Annotated in this window: 15 protein-coding genes; 10 read left to right on the forward strand and 5 right to left on the reverse strand. The window is 62.5% G+C overall.

Translation table 11 applies throughout. The features are described from left to right. Window positions 1-19: 19 nt before the first annotated feature. The 5 genes from BM364_RS10805 to BM364_RS10825 all read right to left on the reverse strand — a co-directional run bounded on the left by BM364_RS10805 (window position 20) and on the right by BM364_RS10825 (window position 3,502). Window positions 20-1,012, reverse strand: coding sequence for a LacI family DNA-binding transcriptional regulator (locus tag BM364_RS10805; RefSeq protein WP_092424439.1), 993 nt, complete (start codon window positions 1,010-1,012; stop codon window positions 20-22). Window positions 1,013-1,065: 53 nt separating this feature from the next. Then, window positions 1,066-2,058 (reverse strand): MDR family oxidoreductase, encoded by a 993-nt coding sequence (locus BM364_RS10810; RefSeq protein WP_092425306.1) that lies wholly within the window; start codon window positions 2,056-2,058, stop codon window positions 1,066-1,068. A gap of 81 nt (window positions 2,059-2,139) precedes the next feature. Next, a complete protein-coding gene (locus tag BM364_RS10815; protein ID WP_092424441.1) occupies window positions 2,140-2,346 on the reverse strand; it encodes a hypothetical protein in 207 nt (68 codons plus the stop codon). A 68-nt stretch (window positions 2,347-2,414) separates the two neighbouring features. After that, on the reverse strand, window positions 2,415-2,900 hold the full coding sequence (locus BM364_RS10820) for a group III truncated hemoglobin (RefSeq protein ID WP_092424442.1): 486 nt from the start codon (window positions 2,898-2,900) through the stop codon (window positions 2,415-2,417). After that, window positions 2,897-3,502, reverse strand: coding sequence for a helix-turn-helix transcriptional regulator (locus BM364_RS10825; RefSeq protein ID WP_210186435.1), 606 nt, complete (start codon window positions 3,500-3,502; stop codon window positions 2,897-2,899). The genes BM364_RS10820 and BM364_RS10825 overlap by 4 nt, the downstream gene beginning before the upstream one ends. Before the next feature lie 207 nt (window positions 3,503-3,709). Between BM364_RS10825 and BM364_RS10830 the strand changes: the two genes are divergently transcribed. The 10 genes from BM364_RS10830 (at window position 3,710) to BM364_RS10875 (ending at window position 16,728) form a co-directional block, all read left to right on the forward strand. Continuing rightward, window positions 3,710-4,312, forward strand: a complete 603-nt coding sequence (locus tag BM364_RS10830; protein ID WP_092424443.1) for a superoxide dismutase — start codon at window positions 3,710-3,712, stop codon at window positions 4,310-4,312. 183 nt (window positions 4,313-4,495) lie between these two features. After that, window positions 4,496-5,047 carry a flavin reductase family protein gene (locus BM364_RS10835; protein WP_244542850.1) on the forward strand — a complete coding sequence of 184 codons (552 nt, stop codon included), beginning with the start codon at window positions 4,496-4,498 and terminating at the stop codon, window positions 5,045-5,047. A 99-nt stretch (window positions 5,048-5,146) separates the two neighbouring features. Next, window positions 5,147-5,425: a DUF6894 family protein gene (locus BM364_RS10840; RefSeq protein WP_092424444.1), complete on the forward strand. Its 279-nt coding sequence runs from the start codon at window positions 5,147-5,149 to the stop codon at window positions 5,423-5,425. Window positions 5,426-5,781: 356 nt separating this feature from the next. Continuing rightward, window positions 5,782-10,461 carry an NAD-glutamate dehydrogenase gene (locus BM364_RS10845; protein WP_092424446.1) on the forward strand — a complete coding sequence of 1,560 codons (4,680 nt, stop codon included), beginning with the start codon at window positions 5,782-5,784 and terminating at the stop codon, window positions 10,459-10,461. A 79-nt stretch (window positions 10,462-10,540) separates the two neighbouring features. Continuing rightward, on the forward strand, window positions 10,541-11,488 hold the full coding sequence (locus BM364_RS10850) for a class 1 fructose-bisphosphatase (protein ID WP_092424448.1): 948 nt from the start codon (window positions 10,541-10,543) through the stop codon (window positions 11,486-11,488). Between the two features lie 141 nt (window positions 11,489-11,629). Further along, the gene (locus BM364_RS10855) at window positions 11,630-12,895 is read left to right on the forward strand and encodes an AGE family epimerase/isomerase (protein WP_092424461.1); all 1,266 of its coding nucleotides are present in this window, start codon (window positions 11,630-11,632) and stop codon (window positions 12,893-12,895) included. A gap of 88 nt (window positions 12,896-12,983) precedes the next feature. Next, a complete protein-coding gene (locus BM364_RS10860; protein WP_092424463.1) occupies window positions 12,984-13,769 on the forward strand; it encodes an SDR family oxidoreductase in 786 nt (261 codons plus the stop codon). Window positions 13,770-13,892: 123 nt separating this feature from the next. Further along, a complete protein-coding gene (gene cysQ, locus BM364_RS10865; protein ID WP_092424465.1) occupies window positions 13,893-14,723 on the forward strand; it encodes a 3'(2'),5'-bisphosphate nucleotidase CysQ in 831 nt (276 codons plus the stop codon). 175 nt (window positions 14,724-14,898) lie between these two features. Then, complete coding sequence (locus BM364_RS10870) at window positions 14,899-15,447, forward strand: PadR family transcriptional regulator (RefSeq protein ID WP_092424467.1); 549 nt, start codon at window positions 14,899-14,901, stop codon at window positions 15,445-15,447. A 15-nt stretch (window positions 15,448-15,462) separates the two neighbouring features. Continuing rightward, window positions 15,463-16,728 (forward strand): efflux RND transporter periplasmic adaptor subunit, encoded by a 1,266-nt coding sequence (locus BM364_RS10875; RefSeq protein WP_092424469.1) that lies wholly within the window; start codon window positions 15,463-15,465, stop codon window positions 16,726-16,728. Window positions 16,729-16,734: the final 6 nt, after the last annotated feature.

Raw genomic sequence — 16,734 nt, forward strand, 5'->3', positions numbered from 1 at the left:
AATATTTACTGGGAACACTTCAGGGCGCGGCTTTTCCCGCCGGCGCCCGCGTACTGCCGCGCCAGACCAGCTTGGAGGCCAGCGTAATATGTTTGGCCAGATCCCGCCCGCCGACGCGTTCCAGCAATAGCTCGACGGCAGCTTCTCCGATTTCCTCGGCCGGCAGGCGCACCGTGGTCAGCGGCGGGCTGAGAAATTGGGCCACCGAAATATCGTTGAAGCTGGCGACGCTCACGTCGCCGGGGATCGACAATCCCATTTCGCTTACGGCCCGATAGACGCCGATGGCCATGGAATCGTTGAAGGTAATGATCACCTCGGGCGGACGGCTCTCACTCAGGAGGTCGCGAGCAAGGCGATAGCCGCCCTCTTCGGTCTTGTCGCCCGAGCGCAGGAGCCGGTCGTCGAACCATCCTGCCTTGGTCAGCCACTCGACAAAGCACTGGGCGCGCCGGTCAAAGAGCCCGATATAGGCCATGCGGCGATAACCGAGATTGGCGAGGGATTGTAGCAGCCGCTCCATTGCGATGCGCAGGTCCGCATGAACGCTGTCGATCTGCTCGTCGGCGGGCACGAAATCGGCAAGCACCAGTTGGCGCGCATGGGTGCGGAGCCAGTCGATTTCGTCTTCGTCGTGCCGGCCGATTGCGATGACGCCGGTAGCGCTTTGCAGCAGCGTCGCATCAGGCTTGGCGTCGGTGTGATAAACCTTCACCGTCTCGATCTTGAGTGCCGCGCAGCGGCTTTCGATGCCAAGGCGGAGAGCGACATAATAGGGGTCGATCAGTTCCTGCTCCGGCCGCAAAAAGTGCACCAGCGCCAGCTTGGTCAACCCCTGCATGTTGGCGCGCTGCCGATTGCGGGGTGTCGCATAGTTGAGCTGCTCGGCAGTTTCGATGATGGCCTGCCGCTTGCGCTTGGAAATCGAGAGCGTCGTATCGTAGTTCAAGACGCGTGAAACCGTGGCGCTCGACACCCCGACAGCTGCAGCGATTTCCTTGATTGTGACCATGATGTGGCAAGCTATGCCTCGCCAGTCCCGCGGTCAACCGAAGGAAGATCGGCTCAAGGAGAAGGCCTGACCAGCACCCGGCCGCGCACCTGCCCCTGCAGGATTCGCTCCGCTGCATCGGGCAGTTGCGCCAGGCCAATTTCCTCGACAAGCCCGCCATAAGCAGTGAAATCGAACAGCTCGGCCAGCCGGTCCCAGGCCGCAACGCGCCGCTCGAAGGGTTGCATGACGCTGTCGATGCCGAGCAGGTTCACCCCGCGCAAAAGGAAGGGCAGCACATTGGTTTCAAGGGCAATGCCGGCCGTATTGCCGAGTGCCGCGACGGAGCTGCCATAGGCCACCTGCTTGAGGAGCTTGCCGAGGATATTTCCGCCCACGCAATCGACAACGCCGGCCCAGCGCGCCTGTTCGAGCGGCTTTTCGGGTTCTGCAAGAAACGCCGAGCGTTCGAGAAGGCGCGAAGCACCAAGGGCTAAAAGCGCATCTTCATGCTGAGGGCGGCCCGAGAGCGCAACCACTTGGTAGCCGAGCCGGCTCAAAAGCGAGACCGCGATAGAGCCCACGCCGCCAGCAGCCCCGGTGACCAGCACCTCGCCGCACTCCGGCGTCAGCCCCTCCGCTTCCAGCCGGTCGATGGCCAGCATGGCCGTCAGTCCGGCTGTTCCGGCGATCATGGCGTTGCGCGTCGTCAGCCCCTTGGGCAAAGGCACGAGCCAGTCGGCATCGAGCCGCGCGCGGGTCGCGTAGCCACCCCAATGGGTTTCGCCCACGCGCCAGCCCGTGAGCACCACCGGATCGCCCGCAGAATAGCGCGCGTCAGCGCTGTAGCGCACCGTGCCGGAGAAATCGATGCCCGCGACATGCGGAAAATTGCGCACGAGACCGCCCTGCCCTGTCAGGCACAAGCCATCCTTGTAGTTGAGCCCTGCCCAGTCGATGTCGACCGTGACATTGCCTTGGGGCAAGCGAGCATCGTTGAGTTCTTCGACCCTATTTTCGATTTCGCCAGCATCGGTTTTGCTGGTGACCAGTGCGCGAAAGCTCATGCCCATCTCCTTGACCTTGCGATCAGACTAAACGGGGCGAGTTGCCTGTCGCAACAGCCGGGCTGAAGAGTGCCCGTTGTGCTAGCGGCCGAGTTCGCGCTGGCGCCTCAAAAACTCGAGGACGCTCGAGAACCGGTCGTGCAGTTTGCCAAAACGCGCCAGCGTGTCCTTGGGCGTATCGAGACGCGCAAGTTCTTCGTGCATATCCTTGAATGTGCGCTCCATCGCGTCAGCATCGGCGAGCAGCTGCTCGATCTGCTCTTCGCTCAGTCGTACAACGGTTGCCATGGCGTGATCTCCTTCCCATCCGTCAAAGGGTGGCAAGGCGTATGGTTCCAGCCGTGTCGGACGGCAATTTAGCCTGTAGGCGACCAGGGTGGGGTTTCCCGCTCGAGGGACCCAAGGCGGGTGATATCCCGGCCCCGGCGCATGGCGATGTTCATGCGGAAGGAATTGCCGATGCGTTCGGAGCGCTCGATGAAGATCTCGGCGATCTCGGGCGAGCAGATCCGCGTCACCGTCTCGCGAAACAGACGCAGCCAGCGCATGAAATGCTCGTCGTCGAGTTCGGGAATGGCCATGTGCTTGGGCATGGGCCGCCCGCCATACTTGCCGGTGCCGAGCAGCATCGAGCTCCAGAAATCGGCAATGGTAGCAAGATGGGCCGGCCAATGCTCTTCGGGAATGACCCGGTTGAAGATCGGGCCGATCAGCGGATCCTGGCGCGCTTCGGCATAGAACGCATTGACGACGCGGCTGATCAGCGCCTCGTCGAGCCCCTCCGGCGTTTCCCAGCCGATACGGGTGAGGCGTGTGCCCACAGGTGGGCGATCGTTCGTCATGTCGATTGTGCCTCGGTGATGCGATAGGAGCAGCGACGGCCGCCCCCGATAATATGGTCTTCCCGCTCCACCTTGGCGTCAGGCCCCAAAACAGCACGGAACACGTCCAGTTCGGCGCGGCAAAATCCCTGGCATGCGGCTGCAGCGGCACAGATCGGGCAGTGGTTTTCAACGAGGAGCAGCGAGCCATCCGGCTCTTCGTGCCAGCCTGCCATATAGCCTTCGGCGCTGCGCAGATCGGCAAGGGCCGCCACGCGATCACGCATCCCCTCACGTTCTGCAACTGCAGCCTCGTAGTTTTTGCGCGTCACGGCTTCGCGGGCTGCGATGATGGCGTCGAGCGCCTCGTCCCCCAGGTTCTGCCGGATCAAGTCGAGCAGTTGCAGCGTCAGACCGGCATGGGTATCGGGGAACCGTGCCTGACCCGCCTCCGTCAGCCGCCAGGCTTGGCTCGGCCGCCCGACCCCTTGAGAAATCGACTGCGCTTCGACCAGGCCTTCCTGAGCAAGGCGCAGCAATTGCTGGCGCGCAGCCTCGCCGCTGATCCCGAGTTTCCCCCCGAGCCCTGCCGCCGTCATCCCCGGCTGCATCTTGAGCGCCATCAGCGTGCGCTCGGCCGGATTGCGGGGAGACCAGCCGGTATTTTCCGCGCTTGCGCTTGACTTCTGGGCTGTGAGGGTTTTCAAAGGCATGGCTTGGAAAATACAACGCTCGCCTGCAATACGCAAGTCGGACGGAACGCCGCAGGATTTCCTCAGGTTATACCGGCGCGGATTTTCCATAAGATCGCTTTCAAGAGGAGCCCCAAGATGGCCTTTGAGCTGCCCACCCTGCCCTACTCCGTTAATGCGCTGGCCGGTGCCGGCATGAGCCAGGAAACCCTGGAACTGCATCACGGCAAGCACCACCAGGCCTATGTGACTGCCCTCAACGGCTTTGTCGAAAAGAACCCGGACCTGCAGGGCAAGAGCCTTGAAGAGATCGTTCTGTTCGCCAAGGACAAGGCCGATCTCGCACCGGTGTTCAACAATGCCGGTCAGCACTGGAATCACATTCACTTCTGGAATGCCCTGTCTCCCAATGGCGGCAAGCTGCCGGGCAAACTCGAAAGCAAGATCGTTGAAGACTTCGGCTCGGTCGATGCGTTCAAGGATGCATTCAAGACTGCTGCCACCACCCAGTTCGGCTCGGGCTGGGCATGGCTCGTTCAGGGCAATGACGGCAAGCTCAAGACTGCCAAGACCCCCAACGGTTCGAACCCGCTCGCGACCGGCGAAGGCAAGCCGCTGCTCGGCCTCGATGTGTGGGAGCACAGCTACTACATCGACTTCCGCAATCGCCGCCCCGATTATGTGACCAACTTCCTCGACAAGCTGGCCAATTACGAATTCGCCGAATCCAATCTCGGCTGATGCCCTCAGGGGCGGCATCGAACAAGGTGCCGCCCACTCTTTCATGACCGCGTGACCGGGCACCTTGTCCGGCAGAATTCCTGAACGACCTGGACCAGACATGCAGCACGGCAAGTGGATGGCGCTTCTTTCGACGTCCGGCACGGCGGGCCAACAGCGCGCCGGAGCAGAGGGGCGGCCGGCATGGACACTATGATGGCAGATTTCGACCTGCCCGATAGCATGCACTTGCGCCCGACCCGCCGTCCGGTCGTCAATACCGCCGATTTCCGCTCTGCCATGTCCTCGATGGCATCGAGCGTGTGCGTCGTGACCGCCAGGCGGGGCGACGAGCAGGTGGGGCGCACGGTTACCGCCGTTCTGTCCCTGTCCGCTAATCCCCCGTCCGTGCTTGTGTCCATCGATATGATGAGCCGGCTCGCCGACATCATAGCCAAAACGGGCGGCTTCTCCCTTGCCGTCCTCGCCGACGGACAATCCGACATTGCCGATGCCTTTGCAGGCAAGGTTCCCGCCGACCTGCGCTTTGCCCTTGGCGAGTGGTCGGAGTGGCCTTCGCATCATCCCAAGTTGTCCGGCGCCGTTTCGGTGCTCGATTGCGAGGTGATCGGCTCGATCGAGACCGGCAGCCACGTGCTGTTCGCCGGCGCCATCGTCGATACCGAGAGCGAGGATAACCGCGAACCCCTCCTCTGGCAGCGCCATGGGTATCACGGGCTTTCGGACATCGACTGATCTGGCCGCAAGTGCCACACTGGCCCGAAACATCCCAGCTCAGGCTGATGGGGCAACCGTTGCCTTTCCCGCTGCGTTGACCCGGACCAGGAGGCGAACGTGCCGCGTTACTATTTTCACTACCGCACCGAAGATGAACTGATCCGCGACGAGGCCGGCAGCGACCTGGCGGATCTGGAAGCCGCCGAACACCAGGCCGCCGAGATCGGCAAAGCCATCATCGATAAGGTTGCCGGCGAAGGCGGCGAAATGGATGCGCCGCGCAGCATCGAGATCACCGACGATGACGGCGAAGAGCTGCTTTATGTGGTGTTCTGGGCCGGGCCCAAGATAGGCGACGGGACAGCGAGCCCGATCAATCCGGCTACAGTTCACTGAGCCATCTTCGCCAGCCGCTGGAAATCAGAAAAACAGCGGCCCGCCATGGGCGGTCACCACGAATCCCAGGATCAGGGCTGCGGCAAGTGCTGCGTAGGAAGCCATCATATAGACGTTGGGCATAGGGGCCTCTTCCAGTGTCTGCATCAAAGACTACCAGTTCCATCGACATTAACAAGTCGTAAACATGCCGTTTAGCGTGCGGGATTGGAAATGCTTTGCCCAGGTATGATGTTCCATTGAAATGGCGTCATCGTCATCATCCCGTATAAGATGTGCAGCAGGGAGAGTGGGACGGCCGCTAAAGGCCATTCCGGTCACTGCACTGACAGGACAAACCAGCAAGAGGAGCAGTCATGGCAGACGAGCGTAGCCGGCCATTTATCGAGGCAGCACGGGAATTTGCAGGCGAGAACAGGAGCCTTCTGACCTTTCTGGTCGAGGCCATCAAGGCCGCCGATCCCGATGACCTCGTCCGGCAGAGTTCCGATGTCCTGCTGCCCGCCCTCGCTCGCAGCCACCAGGCGCTGATCGAAGGCCCGCTGACCGAAACGCGCATCCTGATGAGCCCGCCTGAAAGGCCCGGCGCGCCGCTTATCATCGACGTCATCTCGCCCGACATGCCATTTATCGTCGATTCGACGCTCGCCGCCCTGCGCGCGGTTGGCGGCGTGGTCCGGCTTTTCGCTCACCCGGTCCTGCACGTGGCGCAAGGGCAGGTCGTCGAGACAGGCGGCGCGGCGCTCAGCGTCCTCCATATCCACAGCGAGTCGGTGGCCGACGTCGACGCCCTGCGCGCCGAGATCGCTTCGACCCTCAACGATGTCACGCTTGCGGTGGGCGATTGGCGCGCCATGCTGGAGCGCACCCGCAGCGCCATGGCAGGTCTTTCGGAGGTTCGCGCCAGCCTGCGCGACGAGCCGCTGCGATTCCTCGAATGGCTGACCGAGCACAATTTCACCTTTCTCGGCATGCGCGAATATGGCCTCGATGGCCAAGAGCTGAACGCCGTTGACGGCTCCGGGCTCGGCATCATGCGCGATCCCGCCTTCAAAGTGCTGCGCATCGGTCAGGACTATGTGGAATCGACCCCCGAACTGGTCGCCTTTCTCAAGTCCGACGAACCCGTTTTGGTGACCAAGGCCAATGTGCGCTCCCGCGTCCACCGCCGGGCGCATCTCGACTATGTCGGCGTCAAGCTCTATGGCGCCGATGGCCTCGTGCGTGGCGAGCTGCGGATCGTCGGCCTCTACACGGCCCAGGCTCAGGCCACCCCCCATACCGAGGTGCCCATCATCCGGCGCAAGATTGCCGAAGTGATGCGCAAGAGCGGGCTTGATCCGCTCGGCCATGCCGGCCGTGCCCTCCTGAGCGCGCTCGATTCTTATCCGCGCGACGAGATGTTCCAGATCGATACCGCGCTTCTTGCCGAATTTGCCGAGGCCATCGCCGGTCTTTACGACCGTCCCCGCGTCCGCGTCCTGCCGCGCATCGACCGGTTCGACAATTTCGTTTCCATCCTCGTCTTCGTGCCCCGCGACCGCTATGACAGCGACATCCGCGCCCGGATCACGCGCTATCTTGCCCAGGTCTACGATGGGCGCGTTTCCGCCTATTACCCGCACTTCCCCGAGGGAGAGCTGGTGCGGGTTCACGTCATCATCGGCCGCGTCAGCGGTCCCACGCCACGCCCCACCCGCGCCGAGCTGGAGGCGCGCGTCGATGCGCTGACCCAGGACTTTTCGGACCTGCTGGTCGCCACTGCTTCCGATCCGGCATCGATCAGCGATTATCGCTCGGCTTTTTCTCCGGCCTATCAGTCGCGCACCACGGCTGAGGATGCTCTCGTCGATATCGATATGCTCAAGGGTCTGGGCGAAGGCGCCATAGCGCTCAAGCTGCGCAAGCTTGAGGATTCCGAAGGCGCTCTCGGGCTGAAATTCTATTCGATGGGCAATGCCATCCCCTTGAGCGACCGCGTGCCCATGCTTGAGCATTTCGGCTTCAAGGTCATCGACGAGCGGACCTATACCGTGGTGCCGCGGGACGGGCTTGAGCGCTTCATCCACGATATGGTGCTGACCCCCCGCAATGGCGCCGAACTCGATCTCGGCGACCGCGCCGGAGCGATCGAGGCCGGCATCATGGCCGTCTGGTCCGGGGAAGCGGAAAGCGACCAGATCAACACTCTTGTCACAGAGGCTGGCATCTCCTGGACCGACGCGGCGCTTCTGCGTGCCCTGTCGCGTTATCTGCGCCAGATCGGCATTTCATATTCCCAGCGCTACATCGCCCAGGTTCTGGTGACCCAGTCGACTGCGGCGCGGGCCCTTGTCCGCCTCTTTGCCGCCCTTCACGATCCTGCGCTCACCTCCCGCGGCATGAGCGAAGCGGATGCGCGCGATACGCTCGCCGCCGAACTCGACGCCATGACCTCGCTCGATGAAGACACGATCATCCGGCGATACATCAACCTCCTGGATGCCTCGCTGCGCACCAATGCCTTCCAGCGCGACGAAGCTGGCATGCGCCGGCCTGCGCTTGCCATCAAATATGACAGCTCCAAGGTCGAAGGCATGGCCGCTCCCCGGCCCTATCGCGAGATCTCGGTCTATTCCCCGCGCGTTGAAGGCGTGCATCTGCGCTTCGGCGCCATCGCGCGTGGCGGCCTGCGCTGGTCGGATCGCCCGGAAGATTTCCGCACCGAGGTGCTGGGGCTGGTCAAGGCGCAGCAGGTCAAGAACGCCGTCATCGTTCCGGTCGGGGCCAAGGGTGGCTTCGTGCCCAAGCGGCTCGTTGCCGGCATGCCGCGCGATGCCTTCATGGCCGAGGGCACCGAGAGCTACAAGATCTTCATCGGTTCGCTTCTCGACATCACCGACAATCTGGTCGAAGGCGTCGTCGTGCCCCCTGCCGGCGTGATGCGGCGCGATGGCGACGATCCCTATCTTGTGGTCGCCGCCGACAAGGGCACGGCCAGTTTCTCCGACACGGCCAATGCGATCGCCGTCAGCCGCGGCTTCTGGCTGGGCGATGCTTTCGCATCGGGTGGCTCGGCCGGTTACGACCACAAGAAGATGGGCATTACCGCTCGTGGCGCGTGGGAAGCGGTCAAGCGGCACTTCCGCGAACTCAATCGCGATATTCAGAGCGAACCCTTCACCGTTGCCGGCATCGGCGACATGAGCGGCGACGTCTTCGGCAATGGCATGCTGTTGTCGCGCGAGATTCGCCTCGTTGCAGCCTTCGACCACCGCGACATCTTCATCGATCCCACGCCCGATCCAGCAACCAGCTTTGCCGAGCGCGAACGGCTTTTCGCCATGCCCCGCTCGAGCTGGCAGGATTACCGCAAGGAGCTGATCTCGTCAGGCGGAGGCGTCTTCTCCCGCGGGCTCAAGATCATCCCGCTCAGCGAAGAAATGCAGTCTCTCCTCGGGCTCAAGAAGGCGAGCGCGACGCCCAACGAGGTGATGCGCGCCATCCTCTGTGCGCCGGTGGACCTGATGTGGTTCGGCGGCATCGGCACCTATATCCGGGCCACCGAGGAAGATGACGCTGCGGTCGGGGATCGCGCCAATGACGCGATCCGGGTCACCGCAGCCGATGTGCGGGCCAAGGTGGTGGGCGAAGGTGCGAACCTGGGCGTCACCCAGCGCGGCCGGATCGCTTATGCGCTCAATGGCGGGCGCATCAATACCGACGCCATCGACAATTCAGCCGGGGTGAATTCCTCGGATCTTGAGGTCAATATCAAGATCGCACTTGCCCCTGTAGTGGCCAGTGGCGCCCTGCCGCTCGAACATCGTACCGAGTTCCTTGCCAGCATGACCGACGAGGTCGCCCAGCTTTGCCTGAGGAACAACTACCTTCAGGGCCTTGCCATTTCGCTGGCTGAAAATGCTGGCGCCGCGGACCTGCCCAATCATCGCGTGCTGATCGAACAGCTCGAAAGCCGGGGCCTTCTCGACCGGGCTGTCGAATACCTGCCCACCGACAGCGTGCTCGACCAGCGTGCCTCCAATGGCAAGGGCCTGACGCGGCCGGAAATCGCCGTCATCCTGGCCTATGCCAAGCTGACCCTATTCGACGATCTCGTGGCCGGCTCGGCCATCGACGATCCCTATCTTGCCAAGGAGCTGTTCCGCTATTTCCCGGACACGCTCTATGAACGTTTCCCCGAGGCGATCGAGAACCACCGCCTTCGCCGCGAAGTGATCGCCACGGTTCTGGCCAATGCTGTGATCAACCGCGGCGGCCCGGCTTTCGTGTGCGAATTGATGGCTGCAACTAGCGCCAGCGCAGGTGATGTCGCACTCGCTTATGCGGCCGTGCGCGACGTCTATGGCTTGCCCGCGCTCAATGCGGCGATCGACGCGCTCGACACGCGCGTGCCCGGCGCGGTTCAGCTGGCCCTCTACGCTCAGGTCGCTGCGCTCCTGCGGCGCGAGACCCTGTGGTTCCTCCGAAACGGCAATATCGGCAGCGGCGATGTCGCAGGAACCGTCAGGCGCTTTTCGGCCGGGGTTACGACCCTCCGGCAGATGGCCTCCGATCTCTTGCCGCAAGGCGAACACAAGGCTGCGGCAGCGCGCAGCTCCGGGCTCGTCACCCATGGCGTCGACGAGGATCTGGCGATGCGCATCGCTGAGCTGCCCGTCATCGGCAATGCCAGCGACATCGTGCTGATCGCCGAGCGCTCGGGCGTATCGGTGGAAGATGCCGCCCGCGCCTTCTTCGGCGTTGCCGGACAGTTCGATCTCTTCCGCATCCTGGAAGAAGGCCGGGCCATTCGCCTTGCCGATCGGTTCGACCGCATGGCGCTTGACCGGGCGCTCGCCAATCTCATGCGCGCCCTGCGTGACCTGACGGCCGACGTTCTGGCCGCCGGCGATATCGAGGCCTGGAAGCAGCAGCGGGAAGCAGGTCTTGCCCGCACCGCCCGAGCCGTCGGCGAACTCACCAGCGGCGCCGCCACCGTCTCCCGCCTCAGCGTCGCCGCCGGCCTCCTGGCCGACCTCGCCCGCGAGGGATGAAGATGCCCAGTTACCCGAAAGTTGGTCTTGCCCCCTGCCCCGCGATGGCGACAGTTGCGGCACATGCAAGGAGTTGCCTATGACCACGCTGGCCCAATGGCTGACGACTGAGACTGAGGATGCGGCGCTGCGGGGCGTGATCGGCTCCATGGCTGCCGCAAGCGCGGAACTGGCTGGCGTCCTGCGCCAGGCGCCAATCGCCGGACAGACGGGGCTCGCCGGTGCGACCAATGTGCAGGGCGAGGCGCAAAAGGCGCTCGACGTCATTTCCAACGACATCGTCCTGCGTCATCTCAAGGCCGATAACGCCGTGGCCGTTTTGATCTCCGAAGAGCTCGACGAAGCGCTGACCCTGTCTGAGACTGGCAAATACATCGTGGCGACCGATCCGCTCGATGGGTCGTCCAATCTCGACGTCAACGTCACGGTGGGCACGATTTTCTCTATTCTGCCCAGCGCTGGAGGCCTCCTGCAAAAAGGCCGCGCGCAACTCGCCGCCGGCTATGTCGCCTATGGCCCCGCTGCCAGCCTCGTCTTGCGGATCGCCGGCGACGTTGCGGTGTTCACGCTCGATCCGGCCGGCGCGTGGATCGTCACCGCAACGGCTGCCAAAGTGCCCGAGGCCTCCGGCGAGTTCGCCATCAACACGGCACGCGAACGCTTCTGGGACGAAGCGACCACGGGCTATGTCCGGGACAGCGTTGCCGGAGAAACCGGTCCGGCCGGCAAGCGCTACAACATGCGCTGGGTTGGTTCGATGGTGGCCGATATCCACCGCATCCTCATGCGCGGCGGCATCTTCCTTTATCCGCTCGACAGCGAAACCGTGAGCAAGGGGGGGCGGCTGCGGCTGCTCTATGAAGCAAATCCCATGTCCTGGCTCGTCGAGGGTGCAGGGGGGCTCTCGACAACGGGACACCAGAGCATCCTCGATGTGGAACCGACCGGCATCCACCAGCGCGTGCCAGTAATCCTGGGGTCGACAGAGGAAGTTCGGCGTGTCGAAAAGTGGTACGCGAGGGGTTGACGCCAATGCGTTAGCACTTGCGCGGTTTTCTCCCGCAAAGTGCTAACCAGATGCTAGCGGGAGAGAAATTGCAACGTTGCTAAAGTGTCGCTAGAAGGCACGGACATACCCGGCAAGTGAATGTGCCGGATAGGAGCCACGATGAGCGAGCCGACCCTTCCCCTTCCCCGAACCAATGCCACCGCCTGGCAGAAGCGGCCTTTCCACCGCCAGTATCTGATGCGGCAGGCCAATGATCTTTTCGACTTCTTCGAAGCCGCCTCGATCAACCCGAAGGGCGGCTTCTACGAGCTGGATGACGAGGGTCTGCCGCCCAATGAAAACAACAGCTTGCGCCAGATCCATGTCACTACCCGCATGATCCACTGTGCCGTGATCGGTAGCCTCATCGGGCGGCCGGGATCGGATGAAATCATTGATCACGGCATGGATTTCCTTTGGAACAAGCACCGCGACCAGACCCATGGCGGCTATGTCTGGTCGATCGACGACGATGGCAATGGCGACACCGCCAAGCAGGCCTATGGCCACGCCTTCGTGCTGCTTGCCGGCTCGAGCGCCAAACTCGTCGGCCATCCCCTTGCAGATAAAGTGATTTCCGACGTCACCGAGGTGATCAACACCCGCTTCTGGGACGATGGGGTTGGCGCCGTTCGCGAAGAATTTGCCGATGACTGGTCGGAGATTTCGACCTATCGCGGCCAAAACTCCAATATGCACCTGACCGAAGCCTTGATGGCAGCCTTCGAAGCCACGGGAGACAGAGCCTACCTCACCAAGGCCGAGCGCATCGCTCAACTGATCATCCAGAAAAACGCCATACCCCTGGGTCACCGCGTAGCCGAACACTTCGATCGGAACTGGACGGTCGATAAGGATTATCGCCACGAAAACGAGATGTTCCGCCCCTCCGGAACGACGCCGGGACACTGGCTGGAATGGTCGCGGCTGCTCTACCAGCTCTGGGTGCTTGGCCGCAAAGAGCATAGCTGGATGACGGACGCGGCGCGCAACCTCTTCCGCAGTTCCATCGATCTGGGATGGGACAAGGTCCATGGCGGCTTTTTCTATACGCTCGATTGGGACGACAAGCCGGCCTTGCGTGAAAAGCTCTGGTGGCCAGTGGCGGAAGCCATTGGCGCTGCTGCCTTTATCTCCGCACACGACAATGAAGATTATTTCCAGGCCTGGTACCGCAAGCTCTGGGATTACGCGGAAAACCACGTCATCGACCATGCCCGTGGCGGCTGGCTGAGCGAACTCGAGGAAGATCTTACGCCTGCCTCGCGCCTCTTTGTCGGCAAGCCAGACATCTACCATGCCCTCCAGGCTTGCCTGATCCCGCTTTATCCGGCCACCGGCAGCTTGACGCATGGGATCATCGAGCAGGATCACATCGGCCGCTGACTTCTCTGCAGCGCTGAACGAGGAAAGGGCGGCCCGGGGGAAAACCTCTGGCCGCCTTTTGCGTTGTGCTCCCAAGAAGGAGAATTGCATGCAGGATCTCAAGGGCAAGACGGCGCTCGTGACGGGCGCAGGTTCGGGAATAGGCAAGGCAGCGGCCCTGCTTCTCGCCAAGGCAGGCGCCAATGTTGCGGTACTGAGCCGCACGCAGGAAGAAATAGACGAAACCGCTGCGGAAATAGAAGCACTTGGCGCCAAGGCAATCGCGGTGACAGCCGACACGTCCGAAGACGCGGATATGCGCGACGCCGTTGCCAAGACAATCGAGCGGTTCGGCAAGCTCGACATCGTGGTCGCCAATGCCGGGATCAACGGGGTGTGGGCGCCGATCGAAGACATCAAGCCCGACGAATGGGATCAGACAATTACCGTCAACCTGCGGGGCACTTACCTGACCATCCACCACGCGGTACCGCATCTCGAAGCGGCAGGTGGCGGCGCTATCGTCATCATATCCTCGATCAATGGTACGCGCACCTTCACGACACCGGGCGCCAGCGCGTATTCCGCAACCAAGGCGGCTCAGGTGGCCATGGCGCAGCAGCTGGCACTTGAGCTCGGGCCGCGCAAGATCCGGGTAAACGCTATCTGCCCTGGTGCTATCGAAAGCGAAATTTCGGACAACACCCAGTCGCGCGGCACCGAAAAGACAAAGATTCCGGTGGATTTCCCCAAAGGGGACATCCCGATCACCGATGGGAAGCCTGGCAAGGCCGACGATGTCGCCGAGGCTATCCTGTTCCTTGTCTCCGACGCTTCGCGCCACATCACCGGCTCGCCGTTGTGGATCGACGGCGGCCAAGGCCTGCTGCGCTGATCAGGGCGGCGAGAGTTCCTCTTTCGTCTGTCAGATCAATCGGGGCACGAGGCATCGGGCCCCGATTGTCAATATCAGCCAGGGGCAGTAAACACGCAGCACCGTTTCCGGAAGTGCTGCTCCATGTCCGATGCCCTCGTGCGCGCCGAAAGCCAGAGCCTGACCGATCTGGCCGTCCAGGCAGCCATCGCGGCGGCATCCGTCATTCTGGACGTCTATTCGCGCCCGATCCTCGCGGTGACCAAGTCCGATGGTTCGCCGGTCACCGAGGCGGATGCGGCAGCTGAAAAGGTCATCATTTCCCACCTGGCTTCCACGGGCATTCCGCTCCTGGGCGAAGAGAGCGTTGCCGCTGGAATCATCCCGCTTCTGGGTGAGCGCTATTTCGTTGTCGATCCGCTGGATGGCACCAAGGAATTCATCAAGCGGAACGGCGAGTTCACCGTCAATATCGGCCTGATCTCGGAGGGACGGCCATCCATGGGCGTCGTCCTCGCGCCCGTAACTGGCGAAATCTTTGTTGGCGACCAATCCGGCGCCTGGACGGGCCTTGTGGTCGATGGCCGCGTTACCGAACAGCGTCCAATCCGCATCGGATGGTTGCCACGCCTGCGGATCGTGGCAAGCCGCTCGCACGGCCATGAAGCGCTTGAAAAACTCTGCCAAACCCTTGATGTCGAGAGCGATGTTTCGGTCGGCTCCTCGCTCAAGTTCTGCCTCTTGGCCCGGGGCGATGCCCAGCTCTATCCGCGATTTACCCCCACCTGCGAATGGGACACGGCAGCGGGCCAGGCAGTGCTGGAAGCTGCGGGCGGAAGCGTGGTAACACTCGACGGCGAGCCTATGCGTTACGGCAAGCACGAGCTGAGCTTTCTCAATCCCTACTTCGTTGCGGCCGCCAGCCACGATCTGGCGCTGAAGGCCGCGCGCGAAATGCAGGCTCTTCTGGCGTAACGCTGCCGCGATCGAGGCGTCTCATGCGCTCTCCTGAGCAGAAGAGGCCGCGCCATGCAAGAGGCGCTTAACTGATCTGCGTAATCGCGTATGCGGTAAATCTTGTTCGCCAGCCCTTGTAGCTATATAGCGCGAGCATATATCGAACCAGCATATTGCTGGCAGGATCATCTACATGAACGTTCGGACCCTGTGTCTATCCGTCCTCTACGAATGCGACGCCACTGGCTATGACATTCGGCGCATGTGCGTCGAAGGCGAATGCGCCTACTTCGTCGAGGCCAGTTTCGGTTCGATCTACCCTGCCTTGGCGCGGCTTGAAAAAGAGCAGCTTGTTACGAGCCGCACCGTGCCGCAGGAAGGCAAGCCCGCGCGCAAGGTCTATTCTATCACCGATGCGGGACGGAAGGAATTTGCAGAGGAATTGTCGGCTCCTCTCAGCCCCGACACCTTCCATAGTCCTTTTCTGTTGCTGGCACGTTTTGTCAGCATCCTGCCGCAGGATCTGGTTGCCGCTCGCGTTCAAGAACAGCTGGAGCGGCTGGCCGGCGAACGGAAGGCTCTGGAACAGCTGAAGTCCGACCATCCGGACAACCCGGCCGATTGCTGGGTCATCAATTACGGCCGTGAAGTATTGGGCGTTGCGGAAAAGTATGTGCGCACCCATATGCACGAGCTGATCACGTTATCGCGAGCCGACGAGCGCAAGGACGCGGCGGAATAAAGGGGCGAATGTTCTATGCGTGCACTGTTTTCATACGGCCTGGCGCTGCTCATCCTTCTGGGTGCAGGCGCTTGGCTCGCAACCGGCACCTTGGTCGTGGGCGGCAATGGTCCGGGCAATGGTGAAACTCCCATCGTTTCGGTAATCGAAGGTCAGGATCACGGCCCACTTGCTACAACGCTGGGCGATGCCGGTCTTTTGGCATCCCATCATGAGCCGGAATTTGACCCTGCCCTGACGATCGCGCAGCGCAACGAGACCACCACAGGCGCCAACGCGCCGCTGCCCAGCGTGCGTACCCAGCAATTTACCGCCCAGCCCATGCCCATCGAAGTGCCGTTGCGTGGCCGCACCCAGGCAAGGGCGACCGTCTCCGCCGTTGCAGAGACCGCCGGTGCAGTTGATGTCGTCCATGTCACCAAGGGACAGCGCGTCGAAGCGGGCGATCTGCTTTGCACGCTTGACCAGGGCACACGCGCAGCTGCCGTGGCCCAGGCCGAAGCAGCTATCGCCCAAGCCAATGCTGCACTTGCTCAGGCGCGCCTCAACTCTGAAACCAATGCCGATCTGCGCTCGCGCGGCCTTGCGGCCGCAAACACTGCCAATGCCGCCGACGTTGCCCTGACCCAGGCAGAAGCGGGCGTGAGCCAAGCAGAGGCCGGCTTGCAGAATGCACGCGCGGAACTCGACCGCACGGAGATCACAGCCAAGGTGGCAGGTCTCGTTCAGGATCCAGTTGCCAATGTGGGCTCGATGCTCAATGCCGGCAGCCCCTGCGCCACCATCGTGCAGCTCGACCCGATCGTCTTTGCAGGCATGGTGCCAGAGCGCCACATCGGGCTCGCCAAACTGGGGCTCGAAGCCAAGGTCCAGACCGTCACGGGGCAGACTGTTGAAGGCAAGGTCACCTATATCGCTTCGCAGGCTGACGGTGCGACCCGCGCCTTCCCTGTCGAGATCGAACTGCCCAATGAAGATTTCGCTATCCGCGATGGCGTCACGGCGCAGGCAATTGTCGATGTCGGCACTGCGCCTGGCCATCTCCTGCCCCAATCGGTCCTGACGCTCGACGATGACGGCGTTCTGGGCGTGCGCACCGTGGAAGACGGCCAGGTCGCCTTCCATCCGATCACCATCGTCAGCGACACCCGAGAGGGTGTCTGGGTGACGGGCCTGCCGCCCGTCTCGGAGGTGATTACCGTCGGACAAGAAAGCGTAACGGCCGGTCAGGCCGTCAATGCCAGCCCCGCCACGGCCGCGACCGAAACCGCTGCCAGCTAAGGACGA

It is taken from the genome of Devosia crocina, assembly GCF_900116545.1.
GTDB lineage: Bacteria > Pseudomonadota > Alphaproteobacteria > Rhizobiales > Devosiaceae > Devosia > Devosia crocina.

What these genes read in the sequence shown, in the direction of transcription:
- BM364_RS10855 (WP_092424461.1), top strand. Translation starts at nt 11,630, where the DNA reads ATGAGCGAGCCGACCCTTCCCCTTCCCCGAACCAATGCCACCGCCTGG.
- BM364_RS10830 (WP_092424443.1), top strand. Translation starts at nt 3,710, where the DNA reads ATGGCCTTTGAGCTGCCCACCCTGCCCTACTCCGTTAATGCGCTGGCC.
- BM364_RS10825 (WP_210186435.1), bottom strand. Translation starts at nt 3,502, where the DNA reads ATGGCGCTCAAGATGCAGCCGGGGATGACGGCGGCAGGGCTCGGGGGG.
- BM364_RS10815 (WP_092424441.1), bottom strand. Translation starts at nt 2,346, where the DNA reads ATGGCAACCGTTGTACGACTGAGCGAAGAGCAGATCGAGCAGCTGCTC.
- BM364_RS10850 (WP_092424448.1), top strand. Translation starts at nt 10,541, where the DNA reads ATGACCACGCTGGCCCAATGGCTGACGACTGAGACTGAGGATGCGGCG.
- BM364_RS10875 (WP_092424469.1), top strand. Translation starts at nt 15,463, where the DNA reads ATGCGTGCACTGTTTTCATACGGCCTGGCGCTGCTCATCCTTCTGGGT.
- BM364_RS10860 (WP_092424463.1), top strand. Translation starts at nt 12,984, where the DNA reads ATGCAGGATCTCAAGGGCAAGACGGCGCTCGTGACGGGCGCAGGTTCG.
- BM364_RS10835 (WP_244542850.1), top strand. Translation starts at nt 4,496, where the DNA reads ATGGACACTATGATGGCAGATTTCGACCTGCCCGATAGCATGCACTTG.
- BM364_RS10810 (WP_092425306.1), bottom strand. Translation starts at nt 2,058, where the DNA reads ATGAGCTTTCGCGCACTGGTCACCAGCAAAACCGATGCTGGCGAAATC.
- BM364_RS10870 (WP_092424467.1), top strand. Translation starts at nt 14,899, where the DNA reads ATGAACGTTCGGACCCTGTGTCTATCCGTCCTCTACGAATGCGACGCC.
- BM364_RS10805 (WP_092424439.1), bottom strand. Translation starts at nt 1,012, where the DNA reads ATGGTCACAATCAAGGAAATCGCTGCAGCTGTCGGGGTGTCGAGCGCC.
- BM364_RS10845 (WP_092424446.1), top strand. Translation starts at nt 5,782, where the DNA reads ATGGCAGACGAGCGTAGCCGGCCATTTATCGAGGCAGCACGGGAATTT.
- cysQ (WP_092424465.1), top strand. Translation starts at nt 13,893, where the DNA reads ATGTCCGATGCCCTCGTGCGCGCCGAAAGCCAGAGCCTGACCGATCTG.
- BM364_RS10820 (WP_092424442.1), bottom strand. Translation starts at nt 2,900, where the DNA reads ATGACGAACGATCGCCCACCTGTGGGCACACGCCTCACCCGTATCGGC.